The sequence below is a fragment of the Spirosoma endophyticum genome, assembly GCF_900112365.1.
GTDB lineage: Bacteria > Bacteroidota > Bacteroidia > Cytophagales > Spirosomataceae > Spirosoma > Spirosoma endophyticum.
This window is the reverse complement of record NZ_FOLQ01000002.1, coordinates 153,739-173,294: the sequence shown is the minus strand read 5'-3', so window position 1 is coordinate 173,294 and position 19,556 is coordinate 153,739. Positions and strand designations below refer to the sequence as shown.

14 protein-coding genes are annotated in these 19,556 nt (G+C 47.8%); 12 read left to right on the top strand and 2 right to left on the bottom strand.

Annotated elements, in window-relative coordinates; translation table 11 throughout:
- Positions 1-63 precede the first annotated feature (63 nt).
- On the top strand, positions 64-1,752 hold the full coding sequence (locus BM202_RS05790) for a VRR-NUC domain-containing protein (protein ID WP_093823946.1): 1,689 nt from the start codon (positions 64-66) through the stop codon (positions 1,750-1,752).
- Between the two features lie 97 nt (positions 1,753-1,849).
- Positions 1,850-2,704 carry a hypothetical protein gene (locus BM202_RS05785; RefSeq protein ID WP_093823944.1) on the top strand — a complete coding sequence of 285 codons (855 nt, stop codon included), beginning with the start codon at positions 1,850-1,852 and terminating at the stop codon, positions 2,702-2,704.
- Between the two features lie 44 nt (positions 2,705-2,748).
- Here BM202_RS05785 and BM202_RS05780 read toward each other — a convergent pair whose 3' ends face one another.
- A complete protein-coding gene (locus BM202_RS05780) occupies positions 2,749-3,486 on the bottom strand; it encodes a class I SAM-dependent methyltransferase (protein WP_093823942.1) in 738 nt (245 codons plus the stop codon).
- Positions 3,487-3,658: 172 nt separating this feature from the next.
- On the opposite strand from BM202_RS05780, the gene BM202_RS05775 reads away from it, so the two are divergent.
- On the top strand, positions 3,659-4,060 hold the full coding sequence (locus BM202_RS05775) for a c-type cytochrome (protein ID WP_093823941.1): 402 nt from the start codon (positions 3,659-3,661) through the stop codon (positions 4,058-4,060).
- 81 nt (positions 4,061-4,141) lie between these two features.
- Here the strand turns inward: BM202_RS05775 and BM202_RS05770 are convergent, their stop codons facing one another.
- Positions 4,142-4,606: a hypothetical protein gene (locus BM202_RS05770; protein ID WP_093823939.1), complete on the bottom strand. Its 465-nt coding sequence runs from the start codon at positions 4,604-4,606 to the stop codon at positions 4,142-4,144.
- Between the two features lie 590 nt (positions 4,607-5,196).
- Between BM202_RS05770 and BM202_RS05765 the strand changes: the two genes are divergently transcribed.
- The 9 genes from BM202_RS05765 (at position 5,197) to BM202_RS05725 (ending at position 19,486) form a co-directional block, all read left to right on the top strand.
- A complete protein-coding gene (locus BM202_RS05765; protein ID WP_093825123.1) occupies positions 5,197-8,463 on the top strand; it encodes a SusC/RagA family TonB-linked outer membrane protein in 3,267 nt (1,088 codons plus the stop codon).
- A gap of 84 nt (positions 8,464-8,547) precedes the next feature.
- Positions 8,548-10,284, top strand: coding sequence for a RagB/SusD family nutrient uptake outer membrane protein (locus BM202_RS05760; RefSeq protein ID WP_093823937.1), 1,737 nt, complete (start codon positions 8,548-8,550; stop codon positions 10,282-10,284).
- A gap of 125 nt (positions 10,285-10,409) precedes the next feature.
- Positions 10,410-11,729, top strand: a complete 1,320-nt coding sequence (locus BM202_RS05755) for a Gfo/Idh/MocA family protein (RefSeq protein WP_093823935.1) — start codon at positions 10,410-10,412, stop codon at positions 11,727-11,729.
- A 38-nt stretch (positions 11,730-11,767) separates the two neighbouring features.
- Positions 11,768-12,190: a tRNA (adenosine(37)-N6)-threonylcarbamoyltransferase complex ATPase subunit type 1 TsaE gene (gene tsaE, locus BM202_RS05750; protein WP_093823933.1), complete on the top strand. Its 423-nt coding sequence runs from the start codon at positions 11,768-11,770 to the stop codon at positions 12,188-12,190.
- Between the two features lie 94 nt (positions 12,191-12,284).
- Positions 12,285-13,496: an alanine dehydrogenase gene (locus BM202_RS05745; RefSeq protein ID WP_093823931.1), complete on the top strand. Its 1,212-nt coding sequence runs from the start codon at positions 12,285-12,287 to the stop codon at positions 13,494-13,496.
- A gap of 91 nt (positions 13,497-13,587) precedes the next feature.
- A complete protein-coding gene (locus BM202_RS05740; protein WP_093823929.1) occupies positions 13,588-13,992 on the top strand; it encodes a hypothetical protein in 405 nt (134 codons plus the stop codon).
- Positions 13,993-14,462: 470 nt separating this feature from the next.
- Complete coding sequence (gene gyrB / locus BM202_RS05735) at positions 14,463-16,463, top strand: DNA topoisomerase (ATP-hydrolyzing) subunit B (protein ID WP_093823927.1); 2,001 nt, start codon at positions 14,463-14,465, stop codon at positions 16,461-16,463.
- Positions 16,464-16,530: 67 nt separating this feature from the next.
- Positions 16,531-18,867, top strand: a complete 2,337-nt coding sequence (gene ppk1 / locus BM202_RS05730) for a polyphosphate kinase 1 (RefSeq protein WP_093823925.1) — start codon at positions 16,531-16,533, stop codon at positions 18,865-18,867.
- An 82-nt stretch (positions 18,868-18,949) separates the two neighbouring features.
- The gene (locus BM202_RS05725; protein WP_218160519.1) at positions 18,950-19,486 is read left to right on the top strand and encodes a Uma2 family endonuclease; all 537 of its coding nucleotides are present in this window, start codon (positions 18,950-18,952) and stop codon (positions 19,484-19,486) included.
- Positions 19,487-19,556 lie beyond the last annotated feature (70 nt).

Genomic DNA, 19,556 nt, shown 5'->3' with positions numbered 1-19,556 from the left:
GTAATGCGGGTGGAAACCCGTAAATTTCATAAACGTGTTGCGGGTTTCCGCCCGCACTACAGTATGGTTGGACGACAGAAACTTATCCTTACTCCCCGCTATTACCTCGACAATTTCCGCTACGTACTGGACTTTGTCAAACGGCTTTATGGTAATCTTCTGAATGAGGCCGAATGGGATTTCGTGCGTCGATTCGAGGCTCTTTCGCTCGATGCCCAATGCCTATATGTACGGTTCAGTAACCGCAAAGGACTCTTTTTTCGTATCAACAAACTACAGTATGCTGAAATAAGTGACGTAACGGCAGCGGCTGATGAATTAATTACAACGGGATTTATTGAGCGACTATCGGCCCAGCATGCTATAGTTGGTGAAGCCGCATTGAGCGTTTTTACCAAACCCGAACTACTCGACTTACTGCCTCTGGAACCCGAAGAAATCCGACCGTTAAACAAAGAAAAAAAAGAGGGCGTAGTCCGTTATGCACTCAATGAACTCGATTTCGGCGAGATAGTTACCAGCCTGACCACCCGCGAAACGGTCACGAAAATGAACTTCGAGGCCGAGGGTATGATGGTAAAATACCTGTTTTTCGGCAATCGGGGCGGTAGCATGACCGAGTTTGTGGTTCGCGATCTGGGCATGGTTAATTTTGAACGCTACGACGAGAGTAAGTTAACGGCCCGTTTCCGAACCCGGAAAGAGGTGGAGGATAAACTGCTGATTTCGCTCACGAGCGAAGAATTCTACGACCTCAAAGAAGCTGAAACACCCGCCGAAGATATTTACAACTGGTTTTTGAACTGGAACGAAACCCGCCCTGAACTCACCGAAATTGCGATTCCAGCCTATCAGAAATTGGTCGTTCGGGTGGGCGCTTACCTGGAACGGCAGAAATTGCCCGAGCAGGCCCTGTCGGTTTACGAACTTTCGGACCGTGTGCCGGCCCGCGAACGGCGTGTTCGGTTGCTGTTCAAAAACGGTTCTGTAGAGGAAGCCCTTGCTCTCTGCGACGAAATTGCGGTGAACCCACTAAATGCTGAGGAACGTTATTTCGCCACCGATTTCCGGGAGAAAATTCTGAGTGTAGGTGAAAAGAAACGTACCCGCAAAGCGACAACCCGCTTTTTGCTGGATGCCGACAGCGTTAACATTCCGGCGGCCTATCGGCATCACGTCGAAGCGGGGGTCATGAATTATTACCTGGAGAATGACTACGATGCGGCTTTTACAGAGAATTATCCCTGGCGCGGTCTGTTTGGGCTTGTGTTCTGGGATATTATTTACGACGCCAACGTATCGGCAATTCACCATCCGCTGCAACGTGCTCCATCGGATTTTTACCTGCCCGATTTTTACGTCAAGCGGGAAGATCTACTCAAAAAGCGGCTAGCCGAACTTATCACAAAAGATGAGTGGCGAAGGCATACAGGCCGAATGTTCAATGCCAAATACGGTATCACGAACGTACTGGTCGACTGGTCTGATGAGTTATTAACGCTCGTGCAGCGAATGATCGAACTACTGGATGTTGATCAGTTGCGATTGATTCTGCTCGAAATGGCTCGTAACCTCCGCGAACACACGCGTGGCTTCCCCGATCTGCTGATCTGGAATGAACAGGGCCAGTACGATTTTGTCGAAGTTAAATCTCCCACCGATCACCTCGGCCCGCAGCAACTACACTGGCTGGAATTTTTCCAGACGATTGGCGTCCACGGCAAAGTGATACGTGTCATTTGGGATGCCTAGCGCCAAACAAATGTATATATTTGGCACCTGATTTATATCTTTAGCTCATTTACACTACATACAAAGCACAATTTGCGTGCATAAAATCTACCTTTAGATGAAGCATATTTTACTAGTAATTTTCTTAATATTACACGCTACCTATGCATGTTTTTCCCAAAGCGATACCATTTATACAAATACAGAAAAAATTATCTGTATTGTGCATGAGATAACAATAGACTCTGTAAAATTTACCCAACTAAATGAAGCCCTTATAACCAGTATTCATAAAAACACGGTGCAGAAGATTATCTCCAGATCTGGACAAATTCAGATGTTTTCTGAACCACCAACTTACAATAAAGTAATTGGTCCTGATGATTGGGAAAATGTCTCAATGACTCGTGCAGCGAGTGAAGTACGGAATTTTCGTCAGGTCGGCACCGTGAATGCTGAGATGGAGGGAAGTGTTTCGGTTAATCCCGCAGGCGCACTTGCTGGTGCTATACTGGGTAGTATGGGAATAGCCAAGAAGCGGTTATTTCGTAAACTAAAAATGCAATGTGCCATGAGCGGTGGCAACCTGATCCACACTACCCAAATAGACTCTACGGGCGGTATATACATAGTTTTAGCAAACAGGACTGCCGCCATGAACGTATCAGGTATATCTTATACAACGATGTCCTTAAATGCCCAGGAATTTAGAGCTAAACTCAAGGAAAAAACGACGTTTACCTGTATCGAAAAAATGGAGATGTCGAGCAATGCTTTTCAATTTACTAAATCACAGTTTGATTCTATTTTCAAATTAAATTTTGTAGTTTTTGAATCGGACTTATTATATGCAAATGGCACATTGAATAACGTACCTATTACTCAATTTCGGGTAACAGGTTTTACAAACGAACATTTCATTTTAATGTGTAAGGTTAAATCGACTATCTACAACTACCGGATAAAGTTCTAAGAAGAATCTTGTCTGATTACGAGAAGTCGAGAAACCAGTGGTAGTCAAACCCGCCCCACCCGTAAAAAAACCGGGAAATTTACTTCGCGTTCGTCATCGCCCCAAGTAGGTGCAAGCTCCTCTCCCAGCCCAATTATAGGGTCTTCTTCGTTTTCGTGGATGTACTGCCGAACGGCTGACCAGGTTCTGAGGTAATTTAAAAATCGCTCCAGCGACCAGGTCCGGCGGGCGGTAAATTCAGCTCGTTGCGGATCGGCGAATGGAAATGGCAACGTAGCATAGGCATCATCAATGTAGGCACGCTGCGGGTCCCAGTACGGTCCGATCCGGTTGCGGTAGAAATCCAGCATGATTGGATCAAGGTCAGCCCCGAGTTGAACTAAACCGTAGCCCCATTCGGCAATCACGGCGCCCGGTTTAGCAACCCGCCGAACCTCCTGATGAAAGGCGGCCACATCAAACCAGTGCAATGCCTGCGCTACGGTAATGAGATCGAACGTATTGTCGGCAAAGGGCGATTGCTCAGCGGTGCTGATCTGGTAAGTAACATTTGGCTTTTTAATCGCCAGAATGAGTTGCGTTTCGCTGATGTCTGTAGCTTCTACCTGCGCAAAAAAATCAGCCAGTGCGCCCGCCACCTGCCCGTTGCCCGTTGCACAATCCCAGGCCGTTTGCCGATCTGTTGCGAAAGAAAGCACAAAATCATATAGGTCAGCCGGGTAGTCAATGCGGTATTGAGCGTAGAGATTGGCGTGGCCGGAAAAGCGATCGAGCGGTTGCATATTATTTTGTTTTGCCAATTTTAAACGTTTTTAAGGAACAACTGTCTAATGTTTTGTTTAATAGGAAAAACAGAAGCCAAAATTGGGTTATCGTCCGAAACCATCTATTTTTGCGAGGTTGCCTATTAACCAATTATTAATCAGTCAGTCCATTTTTTCGCTTACCTAGCTCATGAAAAAAACTTTTGGCATTCTCATCGCTTCGGCTGCGCTGGCCGTAGCCTCCATTGATGCTAACGCTCAGGCACCAGCCGACATTCCAGAGGAAATGAATACGCTGATGACGAAATATACCTGTATTGCCTGCCACCGTCCGAATCAGCGATTAGTGGGCCCAGCTTATGCAGACGTAGCCAAGAAAAAGTATTCCACTGAAGAAATTGTAAATCTGATTTATAATCCTATTCCGGCCCACTGGCCTGGCTACCCCCCAATGGCTCCCATGAAACAGGTACCTAAGGAAGATGCTACCAAGTTAGCCGTGTGGATTAACTCATTGGATGGCGGTGGAGCAAAAAAGAGCTCTACCAAAAAGACCACGAAATCAGCCAAGACCACGAAAAAAAGCGCCTAGATTTTCCTCAGCGTTTTCGATCATAAAAAAAGCACCAGACTTAAGTCTGGTGCTTTTTTTATGCCTATTCACTACGTCCCGTTATTGGCTGACAATCAACTTTTTCTCCACGGTTGTTTCGGGGGTTTTGCGGACTGGCTGGCTGGTCATCGTAATATGGCTCGTTGTTGGTGGCTCGATCGAAAACGTTTGAGTAAAGAGATCGTTCTTTTTACTGAGTTCGATCGTGTAGGTTCCAGCAGGCATTGATGCAAAATCGAACCGTCGGCGGTAAAGAGCGATCGACTCGAATTCTTCATACACAGGTTTCCCATTCTCACCCCGAATAACTACCCGAACAGCACCGTTCGTTCGGTTATTAAAGTTGATTCGGATCGTAGTAGGGCTGCTAGCAACCGGATAAACTACGGCCTCGAAGCTGGTGGGCGAGGCAGATAGATCTGCTTGACCCGTAAACGTCTGTGCCTGAATGGATGAGGCCGACAAAAGGCAGACAGTTGCTACAAAAAGCGTTTTGTAGTGGTCGAAACTGTGATTGATTTTCATTGTGTTTACTGGTTAAATGGATGTGGATAGATTCATCCGACTTTGTGCCGAATGAAGGGCAATTGGTTGAACCGTGGAAGTGCTGCCAATCACAGGTTGATGTAGTTACCTGCTAATTTGATCATTGCTCCTACAAACAGTTAGTCGTGCGAACGACATAAGCAGGAAACATTCTTTTTAAATCCATTACGTCCTGCTAGGCTATAGGTGCTTGTAACCTAGAAATCAACACCTTATATCCATAAAAAAGGCGCCGGATTCTTATTCGGCGCCTTTTTTAGGTTACTCTATCCAATCTTATCTACCACTTTACTGCTTTATCCCCCTCCTATTTCTTTTACTCATCGGCAATTTGACATTAATGCTTAAGGGAAATACGGATGCTATATTGATTATCTACTATTGAAAAACCAATAGGAATAAATTATATCATCAAATTATCATATTAATTTTTCAACGAGACTGGATATTTCTTCTTTTTTGTCAATTTATTCATAATATAAGTAAAAATACAGTTAGAACGCCGGAGTGCTTTACTTTAAGCATTAATACTTAATATTACACTGTTACTTAATTCTCCCCCATCCATGATGAACAAAGCTTTACAACAAGCCTACCGACAATTACCACTTCTCCTATTAAGCTGGTTGATGTGTACGATGGCACTCGCTCAGGACCGAAAAATAACCGGTCGAATTACAGACGGAAACGATAATAATGCGCTACCCGGAGCCAATGTCGTCGTGAAGGGTACACAAGCTGGCGTTGTTACCGATGCCAACGGGCAGTTTTCGCTGAATGTCGCTGCTGGTCGTGATGTACTGACCATTTCGGCAATCGGCTACGCATCGCAGGAGGTCACTATCGGTAATCGAACTGCCCTCACGATTACGCTCGTTCCCGACATCAAAACGCTGAGCGAAGTGGTCGTGACCGGTTATGGTTCTCAGGCCAAACGCGACATTACCGGGGCCGTTGCTACGGTAGACACCAAGCAATTACTGTCGGTTCCGGCCACGAACGTTGGGCAGGCCCTGCAGGGTCGCGTGGCGGGCGTAACAGTCGGGAATGAAAACGCACCGGGTGGTGGCGTCATGGTACGTATCCGTGGTTTCGGTACGATCAATGACAATTCCCCGCTTTATGTCATCGACGGTGTGCCAACCAAAGGCAACCTGAACACTCTTAACTTGGGCGACATCGAGAACCTGCAAGTACTAAAGGATGCGTCGTCAGCATCAATTTACGGCTCACGGGCGGGTAACGGCGTTGTCATCATCACGACCAAAAAAGGCAAAGCGGGCAAGCCCAAATTTACGTACGATACGTATTATGGTTCCCAACGGCATGGTAAATTACTGGATATGCTCAACACGCAGGAATACGCTAATCTCATCTGGGAATCGCGCAAAAACTCGGGTGTTGTAGGAGCTAACGGAAATCCGGTGCACTCGCAGTTTGGGAATGGGCCAACACCCGTAATTCCTGATTACGTTTTACCCAGTGGTGCATCAGCCAGTGATCCACGCGTTGCCCAAAACCCGGACGGTACGTATGTCAACTACAACAATGACATTAACTCCCCAAACTTCCTGCTGATCACCAAAGCTAATAAAACAGGCACGGACTGGATGGAAGAAATTTTCCGGACTGCCCCCATTCAGAACCACCAGTTAGGGGTTTCGGGCGGCAGTGAAAATGGACGCTATGCCATGTCGCTCAACTACTTCAACCAGGATGGTATCATGAAGTATACGGGCTACAAACGGTATTCGCTACGTGCTAACACGGAATTTAATGTCAACAAGCGCATTCGCGTGGGTCAGAATTTCCAGGTGGCTTATGGCGAACGTATCGGTCAGCCCAATGGAAACAATGCCGAGAGCAACCCCATTTCATTTGCTTACCGGATTCAACCGATTATTCCGGTTTACGACGTAGCGGGCAATTTTGCCGGCACACGCGGTGGCGACCTCGACAACGCTTTCAACCCAATGGCCGATTTGTACCGCAACAAGGATAACAAAGAGATTGAGGTTCGCTTGTTTGGGAATGCTTTTGCCGAAGTAGATATTCTGCCCAATCTGACGGCCCGCACAAGCTTCGGGATTGACTACAATACCTATAACTACCGTAATTACTCGATTCGGAACATCGAAGCATCGGAAGCCCGTGGCTCTAACAGCCTGGCAACCAGCAATAACTATGGCTGGACATGGACGTGGTACAACACCCTAACGTATAATCTGGCCCTCGGCGATCGACATCGTTTTAATGTGATTGTGGGTACGGAGTCGATCAAAAACTACTTTGAATTCTTTGATGCTTCCCGTACTAACTTCGCGGTAGATGATATTGAAAACCGTTACCTCAGTGCGGGTACGGGTGTGCAAACCAACAATGGTGGGGCATCGAACTGGCGGCTAGCTTCCGAGTTTGCCAAACTTAACTATGGGCTGGACGATAAATACCTGCTTGATCTGACGGTCCGTCGGGATCGTTCATCCCGCTTTGCGCCTGAGTTCCGGTCAGCGGTATTTCCGGCAGCGAGCGCAGGCTGGCGTATCTCGAAAGAGAATTTTTTCAAGCCTCTCACGATTGTCGATGATCTGAAATTCCGGGTGGGTTACGGGCAAACCGGTAACCAGGAGATTGGTAACTATAACTCGTTCACTCAGTTCAGCACCAACCCAATTACATCGTTCTACGACATCAATGGCACACGCACGTCAGCTGTACCGGGTTATGAACTGACTCAGTTTGGTAACGCTAGAGCCAAATGGGAAACAACGACCAGCCTGAACATCGGCTTCGATGCCAGCCTGCTCAAAAATCGCCTGACGGTTGGGTTCGACTGGTACACCCGTACTACGTCGGACATGCTGTTCCCCGTCCAACCAGCTCTGACGCAGGGCGTCGCAACAGCTCCTTTCCAGAATATCGGCTCGATGCGCAACCGGGGTGTTGACCTGATGATTAACTATGGCGATAAAATTGGTGGCGGTGGCCTGACCTATAACGTTGGCGTCAATTTCAGTACGTATCGGAACGTAGTGACCAAAACAACCGGCGATCCCAGCACACAGTATTTCGGTATCAATGATGAGCGGATTCAGAACTTCGTTGTTACGCAGCAGAATTATCCGCTGGCCTCGTTTTTCGGTTACACCATCGACGGAATTTTCCAGTCGAACGAAGAAGCAAAAGCCTACGTACCGCAGTTTGGCGATAAAGCCGCTGGTACGGCCAACAACCCGGAAAACGTAGCGGGTCGGTTCAAATTCCACGACACAAATGGCGACGGTGTAATCAACTCCCAGGACCTGAGTATCATTGGCAGTCCGCACCCAAAATTCAATTATGGGATAAACCTGAGTCTGAATTACAAAAACTTCGGGCTGACAATATTCGGGCAGGGTGTTCAGGGCAACCAAATTTTCAACTATACCAAATACTGGACCGACTTCCCAACATTCGGCGGCAACCGCAGCACGCGCATGTTGTATCAGTCGTGGCGTCCCGGTGCAACCGATGCCATTCTGCCCCAGCTTCGGTCGGCCGATCAGGTTAGCATTCAGCCGTCAACCTACTACCTCGAAAGTGGTTCGTACTTCCGCATGAAGAACATCCAGTTGACGTACCAATTGCCACAGGTCCTGCTGTCGAAATTGAAGATGGGGGCTACGTCGGTCTACATTCAGGCCCAAAACCTGTTCACGATTACGAAGTATTCGGGCATGGACCCTGAGGTTAACCTGCGAGCCTATTCGGCGGGTAACGACCGTCAGATCGGCGTAGATGGCGGCTCGTATCCAGTCGCTAAAACGATATTGATAGGTCTGAATTTAAGCTTCTAATGTAAGACATATGATGTATGATATTGGATGTATTACTTCTTGAATATACATCATATAGCCTACACCATACATAAAAACATCATCATGAAAAAAACAACCATTTTTATAACAACAGTTTGTCTGGCAGTGGCGACGTCCTGTTCTGACAAGTTCCTGGATGTGCAGCCTAAAGCCGCCTTAGCCGTTACGGTATTGCAGAACAAAGCGGGCGTTAACTCGCTGCTCATTGGCGCTTATTCGCTGCTGGATGGCTGGGCAACACCCGAAGGCGCCTACCGCTCCTACAATGTCGGTGCCGATAACTGGGTATATGGCAGCGTAGCCTCCGACGATGCTTACAAAGGCACGATTGCTGGCGACCAGCCGAATATCTCCCTAATCGAGCAAAACAATATTCAGTCCGACAATATATATTTCCGGGGCAAATGGCGGGGTATGTACGACGGGATCGCTCGGTCTAACGACGTATTACAGGCTATGGCTGCTGCCAAAGACATGACTGATGCGGAGAAGGCACAGGTCAATGCCGAAGCTAGGTTTTTGCGTGGTCATTACCATTTTGAGCTCAAGAAAATGTTCAATATGGTCCCCTACATCGACGAAAAAATATATAACCCGAACGATCTGGAAAGCACGAAATTGCCGAACAATGTCGACATCTGGCCTAATATTATGGCCGATCTGAAGGCGGCTTATGACATTCTGCCAGCCAAACAGTCGCAGGTTGGTCGACCTACCAAATGGGCGGCTGCCGCTGAAATGGGGAAAGCGTATCTTTTCCAGAAAAAATACGCCGAAGCAAAACCCTTACTCGAAGCCGTCGTAGCCAGCGGTCAGTACAGACTGGCAGACAGGTATCATGACAATTTCAAGGCGGTGACCAACAACAATGCTGAATCCATTTTTGAGGTGCAGTATTCGGTCAACGATGGGGCATCGGGCGGAGAAAACGGCAATATTGGCTCTACGCTAAACTATCCGTATGGTGGTGGTGGCGTTACGACTTGCTGCGGCTTCTTCCAGCCATCGCAGAACCTGGTGAATTCATTCAGAACGGACGTAACTGGTCTGCCGTTAATGGATACGTTCAATGCCACGGATGTTACCAGCGATCAGGGGATCGAATCGACAGCTGCTTTTACCCCTTATGCCGGACCCGTCGATCCGCGTTTAGACTGGACGGTTGGCCGTCGTGGAATTCCGTATTTAGACTGGGGCGTTCACCCTGGCAAAAACTACGTTCGCGATCAGTCGTATGGCGGTCCATTTTCGCCGAAAAAGCACGTCATGTATAAGTCTGACGTTGGCACGAACACCTTTGCCGGTAACCCCCGCCTGAATGCCAACAACTACCGAATGATTCGGTATAGCCACGTGTTGTTGTGGTTAGCTGAAATCGAAGTAGAAATTGGCGACCTGAATAAAGCGCGTGGGTATGTTAATCAGATTCGGAAACGGGCTGCTAATCCAGATGGGTTTGTCAAAACGGCGGATGGCAAAGCAGCTGCAAATTACGTCATCAGCGAGTACACGGCTTCCTGGACAGATAGAGATCTGGCACGCAAAGCTGTGCAATTTGAGGAGCGCCTGGAGTTTGGCATGGAAGGCCACCGCCGGTTCGACCTTGTCCGCTGGGGCATTGCGGATCAGGTACTTAATACCTACTACGTGGGCGAATCTGTACCCACAAAACGGACTTACCTGAAAGGTGTTACGTTCACCAAAGGCAAACATGAGTATTTCCCGATTCCAATTCAGGAAATCTTTAATAGCAAAAAAGGCAGCACGGCAACACTAACGCAGAATCCGGGCTACAATTAAATCGGATTACGTTGATCAACTTCCCGAAAGCTTGAAGCTTTCGGGAAGTTCTATTAATTACGGTGGGCAACAGACAAGTAAAGCTTGGTTGTTGCCCACTTTTTGTTCTTTAAATCACTACGCTCATGCACGACTCATTGGCTCAGCCAAACCGCCGGACATTCTTAAAGCAAGCGGCTGGTCTATCCGCTTTCTATATTGTTCCACGCCATGTGCTGGGGCGTGGTTATCTGGCACCCAGTGATCAAATTTCTATAGGTTTCATTGGTCTCGGTAAGCAAAGTGGCGGCTTACGGAATCAGTTTCTGAAAAACGATGCCCGCATTATGGCCATCTGCGATGTGGATCAGCCTAAAGTAACGGCGTTCTCCGAAGCCGTAAATAAATTTTATGCCGACAAAGCCGAAAAGACCTCTTACAATGGTTGTTTGCTCTATGATGATTATCGAAAATTGCTCAACAATAAAGATGTCGATGCTGTCGTGATTGCCACGCCCGACCATTGGCACAGCGCCATTGCCATCGCTGCGGCCAAAGCAGGAAAAGACATTTACTGTGAGAAACCGCTGTCGCTCACCATTCAGGAAGGGCGCGATATGGTGAACGCTACCCGGAAGTATAAGCGTGTGTTTCAAACGGGTAGCATGCAACGCTCGTGGAAAGAATTTCGGCAGGCGGTCGAATTGGTACGTAACGGGTATATCGGGCAGATAAAAACCGTAAATGTAAACGTGGGCGGTCCTCCGCACGACTTCGATCTGACAGCCGAACCGATTCCCGCTGGCCTAAACTGGGACGCCTGGCTGGGACCCAATGTAGTTGAACGACCTTATAATAATGTACTTGATCCCGTTCTTGGCGCTTCGTTCTGGGGAAAATGGCGCGACATCCGCGATTTTGGTGGGGGCGGCATGACCGACTGGGGCGCTCATATGTTCGATATTGCTCAATGGGGACTGGACATGGACAATTCCGGCCCCACAGAATTAACCCCGGAGCAGAACGGCAAAGGGCTAGTCTATCGTTACGCCAACGGGGTCGAAATGCACCACAATCCTGTCGATGGTCCGCAATTTTGCCAGTTTATCGGTACCGAAGGTGAAGCAAAAGTAAGCCGTGGTAACCTGACAACTACGCCCGATACGTTAAAAGACAAGGTCATCGGCGAAGGCGAAAAACATGGCAACCAGTCCGCCGGCGTGGGCCAACCTGTTTACTTCAGTGACAACCATTACAAAGACTTTCTGGATGCCATCAAAAGTCGTAAGAATCCCATTTGCGATGTGGAAGTAGGTCATCGTACGGCGTCGGTCTGCTCACTCGGCAATATTGCTTATCAACTCGGTCGCCCACTTCGCTGGAATCCGGGCACCGAAAAATTTGATAACGACGCCGAAGCGAACCGATTGCTCACCCGCCCCATGCGAACGAAGTGGACCTCCTAAAAATATGTATCTTTGCGGGCTGTTAACGTAACACGCCCATGAAGCTGGTTATTCACGAACTCAATGACCTCAATGCCGTAGCGCACCAATTACTGGCCGAAGGCCGTCATCAATCGGTATGGCTATTCGAGGGCGACATGGGGGCGGGGAAAACTACACTTATCAAAGCGCTCTGTAGAGCGCTGGGCGTGGTTAGCACCGTACAAAGCCCAACGTTCTCGATTGTAAACGAATATACCACCCACGAAGGCCACTCGGTTTATCACTTCGACTGCTACCGGCTTCGAAATGAAATCGAAGCGCTGGATATTGGTATTGAAGAATATTTCGACTCAGGCGATTACTGTTTCATTGAATGGCCGGAGCGCATCACGTCGCTATGGCCAGCTACGTACTATCAGGTTTACCTATCCGCAGATTCAGCGGGTAGTCGGACGGTAGAAACTAACTCAGTTTCATAGTTTACGGTTTTTAGTTCACGGTTGGCTGACGCAGAAAATGCTAACGCGTCAGCCAACTGCGAACTGAAAACCGGAAACCACAAACCTATCACAAGTGACTGGATTTGAGGAATTGGCCAAACAAACGGCCCTGTACCCAAAAGAAGCTCCGCTGGCGGTGAAAACCAGCCGAAATAGCCTGCTCATCGGTTTACCCAAAGAAGTATCACTTCAGGAAAACCGGATTGCACTCACGCCCGAAGCCGTATCAATTCTGGTACGTAACGGCCACAACGTAATCGTTGAGAAAGGCGCGGGCGAGAAAGCCAAGTTTCCTGATAATGAATATAGTGAAGCTGGCGCCCAGATTGCCCCATCGCCCCAGGAAGTGTATGACGCCAATCTTATTCTTAAAGTAGAACCCCTGGTGGACGGCGAGTTCGAACACGTAAAATCAGGAAGTACGGTTATTTCGGCTCTGAATCTGCCCTCTCATGATCGGGCATATTTCGAAAAAATCAACGAGAAGAATCTTACGTGTTTCGGGTACGAATACATTGAAGATCAGAGTGGCGGCTTGCCCATTATCCGATCAATGAGCGAGATTGCGGGGAGTACGGTCATGCTGATTGCAGGCGAATACCTGAGTAATGCCGATAACGGCCGGGGTATTATTCTGGGTGGCATCACGGGGGTTCCTCCCACAAAAGTGGTAATGCTCGGTGCCGGCACCGTAACGGAGTACGCCATTCGTACCGCCCTTGGCATGGGGTCTGACGTAAAAGTATTCGACAGGCATCTGTATAAACTTCAGCGGCTTAAATACGCGGTTGGCCAGCACGTTTACACATCCATTATCGACTCCGATACGATGGCAGAAGCGATTCAGCGAGCCGACGTGGTGATTGGCGCCATGCGGGCCGATGATGGCCTGAGCCCAATTGTGGTAACAGAAGAAATGGTTGGCCGGATGAAACCCGATTCGGTGATCATCGACGTATCGATTGACCAGGGTGGCAACTTCGAAACCTCGCGCATGACGACGCACAAAGACCCAGCCTACAAGCATATGGGCGTCATCCATTACTGCGTCCCGAATATAGCCGCTCGTGTAGCCTACACGGCCAGCATGGCTCTGAGTAATATATTTCTGCCCTTTCTGCTTGAAACGGGCACGACTGGCGGCATTGAACAGATGATGTATGCGAACCGTTGGTTTATGAAAGGTGTTTATAGTCATAAGGGAACGCTTACCAACGCCTACATTGCCCGGAAGTTCAACATGCGCTTCAAGGATTTAGACCTGCTGCTGGCGGCCCGATTTTAAAACAAGTCGTCAGTCAATAGTCATCAGTAACTAGTTGTAAACAGTTAACTATGGACTATTGACTGACGACTATTGACTATCAACTGATTTTATGATTAACCATAGCAACGAAAATACGCTCCTCGACGACGCGAACTCATACGATGTCAACCGAGAATTGATGGGTGCGATTTCGTCGGATTTCGTCAAAGTTGCCGATCAACTGAAAGAAGCCTCGTACCAAATTCGGAAACGTGGTTTTTCGGACTATCCGGTCTTTGTGGCGTCACGCCGTGAAATACCCGTCGGCCAGCTTCTGATTGCTGCCGATGAAATCGAGAACAAATGGAATTATAAGGCCTCGTTCGTCGATGAGTTTATCCAGCGCGAACTGATTGGGTCGAATTCTATCGACTTGTGGAAAGAGAACTACAAAGCGCCGGATGAATACTGCTGTTTGTTTGTGGTACACGGCGATTTTGCGGGCTTTGTCTACATTCCATATCCCGAAGATTAACGACTTTTTCACTACGTAGTACGAAGGCCGAATCAATGCGATTCGGCCTTATTTTTTATACCAATTTTTCGTTTGCTGCGTGCTTGTATCGCTGGATTCCAGTAGAAATAAGCTCAACTTACAACGTAGCAATTTAGGCTTATCAGAAGGCAGTCCTGTGTTAGGCACAATGATACTTTTTCGAGAAACAACGATCTGGTAAACAGGGGTTAAAAAATCCTTTTTTCGGTTGTCTACTCTGCGGTTGTGCATCCGTAAATTATAACAAAAGGGATAGTAAAGCGCTTAAAAGCTATAATTTATCCAATGGTTTGGGGATGAAAACATTTTTTTGTATATTAAAGCAATCTTGCTAAATACGGTAGGAAAAGATGATATTTTTTTGTATTTTTACAATCTATTAAATGTCCCTTGAAAGGGACGTTTACTGAGCCCTGAACAACAAATTTCCGACATTTCTCTATTTTGATATGACCAACGAATTAATTGAAGCAGACGCCCCCGTTGAAACTGCGTTAGGCAACTATGGTGCCGATAACATTCAGGTGTTAGAAGGTCTGGAAGCTGTCCGCAAACGTCCATCCATGTACATAGGAGACGTAGGTACCCGCGGGTTGCACCACCTGATTTGGGAGGTCGTTGATAATTCCATTGACGAAGCCCTGGCAGGCTACTGCGACAAAATTACCGTAACGATTAACGCCGACAACTCAGTTACTGTGCAGGATAATGGCCGGGGGATTCCTACCGGTATCAACACCAAGATGGGCGTTTCGGCCCTTCAGATGGCGATGACCATGCTGCACGCTGGGGGCAAATTCGATAAAGACACCTACAAAGTATCCGGTGGTCTGCACGGCGTCGGCGTATCCTGCGTGAACGCCCTCTCGACCGACCTACGTGTTGAAGTTCACCGCGAAGGCAAAATTTTTGAACAGGAGTATAAAATCGGTATTCCTCAATATGATGTACGCATCATTGGCGATGCCGATGATACGGGCACACGAACGCACTTCAAGCCCGACGGTAGTATCTTCACGGATACCGTTTATAAGTACGATACCGTAGCAGGTCGTCTGCGCGAACTGGCCTATTTGAATAAAGGCATTCATATTTTCCTGAACGACCTGCGCGAACTGGACGAAAACGGTGAGCCCGTTCGCCATGACGATTTCTTTTCGGAAGGTGGTTTGGTTGAGTTCGTACAGTTTCTGGACGAAACGCGCCCTGCCCTCGATGGTATGAAACCGATCTACATGGAAAGCACCAAGGGATCGACACCTGTTCAGGTTGCGCTGGTATACAACTACGAGGCTGGAGAAAACGTATTGTCGTATGTTAACAATATCAATACCCACGAGGGCGGTACACACGTGCAGGGCTTCCGTTCGGCGCTGACACGCGTGCTGAAAAACTACGCCGATAAAAATCCGGGGGTGTTGCCCAAGAACTCGGGCAAGGTGCCGTTCAGTGGTGAGGATTTCCGGAAAGGACTGACTGCCGTTATTTCGGTGAAAGTTCAGGAACCTCAGTTTGAAGGCCAGACCAAAACGAAACTGGGTAACCAGGACGTAGTGAGTGCCGTAAGCCAGGCGATGGCCGACCTGCTCGAAACATGGCTTGAAGAAAACCCAAAAACAGCCGCGGGTATTGTTAAAAAAGTGCTTGTATCAGCGCAGGCGCGGATTGCTGCCGATTTGGCCTACAAGCGCATCATGACCGATCGGAAGGATTTCATGGGTGGCATGGGTTTGCCTGGCAAACTGGCTGACTGCTCTGATACAGACCCCGAGAAGTGCGAATTATACCTCGTAGAGGGTGACTCCGCTGGTGGTACGGCCAAACAAGGCCGCAATCGGGCATTTCAGGCGATTCTGCCACTACGTGGTAAGATCCTGAACGTTGAGAAGGCGATGGAGCATAGGATTTACGAAAACGAAGAAATCAAAAATATCTGGACGGCACTGGGCGTGCGGCTCGAAAAGAAAGACGATGAAACGGTGATGAACTTAGATAAACTACGGTATCACAAAATCATCATCATGACCGATGCCGACGTTGATGGTAGCCACATCCGAACATTGATTCTGACGCTGTTCTATCGCAACATGAAGGCCCTGATCGACAACGGTTACATTTATATTGCTCAACCACCCCTGTATCTGGTTAAGAAAGGAAAGGAAGAGCGCTATTGCTGGACTGAAGCGCAGCGCGAAGCGGCTGTTAAGGAACTAGCAGGATCGGGTCGAGAAGAGAACGTAGGTGTACAGCGGTATAAAGGTCTGGGGGAAATGAATGCCGAACAACTTTGGAGTACGACGATGAACCCAGATTCGCGTACCCTGAAAATTGTTACGGTGGAGTCTGCTGCTGACGCTGACCACGTCTTTTCAACCCTGATGGGTGACGAAGTAGCGCCAAGACGAGAGTTCATCGAACGAAATGCAAAATATGCCCGAGTGGATGTTTAACCGAATGATAACATAAAGCGGGCTGAAATGCCCGCTTTTTTGTTTTACTTCAAAGCTTTAAACGAGTATGCGTTATTCCTTCAACCCCAATCGTACGATACTGGGCAATCTGGTTTCTCGATTCACGAATCGGCAGGCCAATGCGCCCGTCCCGGTTACCGATAAAATGGCAAAAGTTAGTGAGAAAGTAAGCAGTGTAATTGACCAAAGTGATTACCTCAGTCGTGATTTAAGTTGGTTAAAGTTTAATGAGCGTGTGTTGGATCAGGCCCGCAGCACGAACCGGACACTCATGGAACGGTTGAAGTTTCTGGCGATTTCAGCCTCGAACCTCGACGAATTTTTTATGATTCGTGTCGGAAGCCTGTACAACTACCTCGATTACCACAAACAACGTATTGATTACTCAGGTCTCCGCGAAGTGCCCTTTCGCAAAGCCCTCTATACGGCATCTCATCAGTTTTTTCAGGATCAACAATCTGTTTTTTCGGAGCAATTGTTGCCTTTGTTCGTGGAAAATGGCCTCGAACTAATTGGCTATGAAAGCCTGACCGAAGCCGAACAAGTTGAAGCAACGGATTATTTCGACCGGGCTATCTACCCGACCCTAACGCCAATGCTTTATGATTATACGCACACCTTTCCGGTGCTGCTCGCTAAAGTGTTGATTTTTGGAGTTGTCACACAAAATCCCGACGGATCGGAGATTAAAAGTTTACGTTCGGAAGATGAAGACGACCGGCAACGGCTCTCGTTTGTGCAAATTCCCGCTAATTTACCCCGGTTTGTATCGTTTGAACGGGAAGACTCGATTGCCTTCGTACCCATTGAAGAAGTAGTCCGGCAAAATATCAAGAAACTCTACCGTAACGTCGAGACGATTTCGGTAAATCTGTTCCGCATTACCCGTAACGGTGATTTCACCCTTGATGAAAACGACGACGACGAAGTAGATTTCATTGATGAGGTTCGGCAGAAAATCAAAAACCGGCGGCTTGGACGCGTAACGCGACTTGAGATCGAGACCAACGGCAACGGCGAGATTCCTTCGCCCTGGATGCTAAACCTGCTGAAGAAACGCTGGGAAATTGATGACCTGAACATCTTCGAGTCGGATACGTTACTCGACTTTTCGGCTTTCTGGCAGATCATTGGTAACCCGGAGTTCAAAGATGATATGCCTCTCCCCCACGCGCCGGTACCGCCATTGGGTTTAGGACGCGACAAAAACGACGATATTTTCGAGATTATAAAGCAGCGTGATTTGCTGCTACATCACCCGTACAACAACTTCGAGCCTGTGCTGCAGTTGCTCGAGCAGGCTGCTGAAGATCCGAACGTACTGGCTATCAAAATTACGGTCTATCGGCTGGCGAAACGGTCACGTATTACTGAGGCCCTGCTGAAAGCCGCCGAAAACGGCAAGCACGTATCGGTCCTGTTCGAGGTGAAAGCTCGTTTTGATGAAGAGAATAACATCCGCGAAGCGCAACGATTGCAAAAAGCAGGGTGCTTCGTTATTTACGGAATCAGCCGCTTCAAAACGCACACGAAACTGCTGCTGGTAGTACGTAACGAAGGCAGTCGCGTGGTGCGTTATGCGCACATGGCCACCGGTAACTACAATGAAGATACCTCAAAGCTGTACACGGATATTGGGCTGCTAACAACTAACGAAACGTACACACACGACATTTCGGAGTTTTTTAATGTGATCACGGGTCACTCCGTCCCAAACGAATACCAGTACCTGATCACAGCCCCACGCGACATGCGCGAACAATTGCTGCGATTAATCCGGATAGAAGCCGACAATGCGCAACGTGGTTTAGCGAGTGGAATCTGTATTAAAGCCAACTCCCTGGAAGATAAGCAGGTAATTGATGAACTGTATAAAGCATCGCAGGCGGGTGTACCTATCCGGCTGATTGTACGTAGTATTTGCTGCCTGCGTCCGCAGCGGGCAGGACTAAGCGACAACATTACTGTTCGATCCATTGTAGGCGATTTCCTGGAGCACACCCGGATATACTATTTCCACAATAATGGCGATCCCAAAGTATATGGGGGCAGCGCTGACGTGATGGTACGTAGTTTCGACCGACGCATCGAATCGTTATTTTATTTGGCAGACCCTCGTGTAACTAAACAGGCCATCCTGATCCTGCATTACAATCTGCTCGACAATGTCAATGCGTATGAGTTGAAAGAAGACGGTGATTTTAAGAAATGCGACGTACCGGAGGGTGGTAAGCCATTCAATATGCACCAGCGGTTCTTCGATGTGACGGATAAAGAAGTTCAGGCAGCTAAGTTATTCGATTTGGAAATTAAACCGTCTGAAGTAGCCAAGATTGAGGAAGAATACCAGGAAGGTGCCGAGCGAGCCATCGCCAATATTTAGCTGTAGATAGCGTATCTTTAAGACTGATTTTGTTCACTACGGTATGGAGTCAATACGGGTGCATTTGCCGGAAGATTTACGAATGAACGATGATGAGTTCACTCGTTTTTGTCAGGACAACCCGGACCTGAAGTTTGAGCGCCGAAAAAACGGTGACATTGTATTTATGGCCAATACAGGTGGAGAGACAGGTAATAATAATTTTGAATTAAACGTCACTTTTGGTATATGGAATCGAGAGGTCAAATTCGGCAAGTTTTTCGACTCATCGACTGCTTTCCGGCTTTCCGATACGTCTATTATGTCACCCGATGTTTCTGCCATTTCCCAAAGTCGCTGGGACGAACTAACACCTGAACAACGCAAAAAAATCGTACCAATCTGCCCGGATTTCGTCCTTGAATTACGTTCCCAATCTGATCGCCTAAAAGATTGTCTTGAAAAGATGGATGATTGGATGGATAACGGTTGTCAGTTGGGTTGGTTAATTGACCTATCCAATCAAATAACGTACGTCTACCGAGCAAAACAGGCGCCACAGCAAATAGTTGGCTTAGGTTTGTTATCTGGTGAAGACGTATTACCAAATTTTTCGCTTGATCTGTCAACACTACTCTAGACAGATTGTCCCATAAGCCAACAGGCATAGTTAACGAATATTATTCGTTAACTATGCCTGTTTTCGTGCT

Bases quoted from the DNA above. Each gene is read 5' to 3' on its own strand.
- BM202_RS05790 (WP_093823946.1), top strand. From the start codon at position 64: ATGGTTGGACGACAGAAACTTATCCTTACTCCCCGCTATTACCTCGAC.
- BM202_RS05785 (WP_093823944.1), top strand. From the start codon at position 1,850: ATGAAGCATATTTTACTAGTAATTTTCTTAATATTACACGCTACCTAT.
- BM202_RS05780 (WP_093823942.1), bottom strand. From the start codon at position 3,486: ATGCAACCGCTCGATCGCTTTTCCGGCCACGCCAATCTCTACGCTCAA.
- BM202_RS05775 (WP_093823941.1), top strand. From the start codon at position 3,659: ATGAAAAAAACTTTTGGCATTCTCATCGCTTCGGCTGCGCTGGCCGTA.
- BM202_RS05770 (WP_093823939.1), bottom strand. From the start codon at position 4,606: ATGAAAATCAATCACAGTTTCGACCACTACAAAACGCTTTTTGTAGCA.
- BM202_RS05765 (WP_093825123.1), top strand. From the start codon at position 5,197: ATGAACAAAGCTTTACAACAAGCCTACCGACAATTACCACTTCTCCTA.
- BM202_RS05760 (WP_093823937.1), top strand. From the start codon at position 8,548: ATGAAAAAAACAACCATTTTTATAACAACAGTTTGTCTGGCAGTGGCG.
- BM202_RS05755 (WP_093823935.1), top strand. From the start codon at position 10,410: ATGCACGACTCATTGGCTCAGCCAAACCGCCGGACATTCTTAAAGCAA.
- tsaE (WP_093823933.1), top strand. From the start codon at position 11,768: ATGAAGCTGGTTATTCACGAACTCAATGACCTCAATGCCGTAGCGCAC.
- BM202_RS05740 (WP_093823929.1), top strand. From the start codon at position 13,588: ATGATTAACCATAGCAACGAAAATACGCTCCTCGACGACGCGAACTCA.
- gyrB (WP_093823927.1), top strand. From the start codon at position 14,463: ATGACCAACGAATTAATTGAAGCAGACGCCCCCGTTGAAACTGCGTTA.
- ppk1 (WP_093823925.1), top strand. From the start codon at position 16,531: ATGCGTTATTCCTTCAACCCCAATCGTACGATACTGGGCAATCTGGTT.
- BM202_RS05725 (WP_218160519.1), top strand. From the start codon at position 18,950: ATGAACGATGATGAGTTCACTCGTTTTTGTCAGGACAACCCGGACCTG.